Source organism: Hydrogenovibrio sp. 3SP14C1 (assembly GCF_029625905.1).
In the GTDB taxonomy this organism is placed as follows: Bacteria; Pseudomonadota; Gammaproteobacteria; order Thiomicrospirales; family Thiomicrospiraceae; genus Hydrogenovibrio.
Map to the genome: position 1 here is coordinate 1 of NZ_JARTLM010000238.1, position 250 is coordinate 250.

1 pseudogene is annotated in these 250 nt (G+C 58.8%); it reads left to right on the plus strand.

The window, feature by feature from the left end:
- A pseudogene (locus P8629_RS12400) lies at nucleotides 1-250 on the plus strand (PrkA family serine protein kinase); the annotation flags it as partial.

Genomic DNA, 250 nt, shown 5'->3' on the forward strand with positions numbered 1-250 from the left:
GAATGGCAAGCCTTCCGCAACAACCGCAATAACGAGGCGTTCCTCGACCGTGTGTACATCGTCAAGGTGCCTTACTGCCTGCGCGTCTCCGAAGAGATCAAGATCTACCAGAAACTGCTCGAAGACTCGTCCCTGAGCGCCGCGCCTTGCGCCCCGGATACGCTGCGCATGCTGGCGCAGTTCTCCGTGCTGTCGCGGCTCAAGGTGCCGGAGAACTCCAGTATCTACTCCAAAATGCGGGTGTATGACG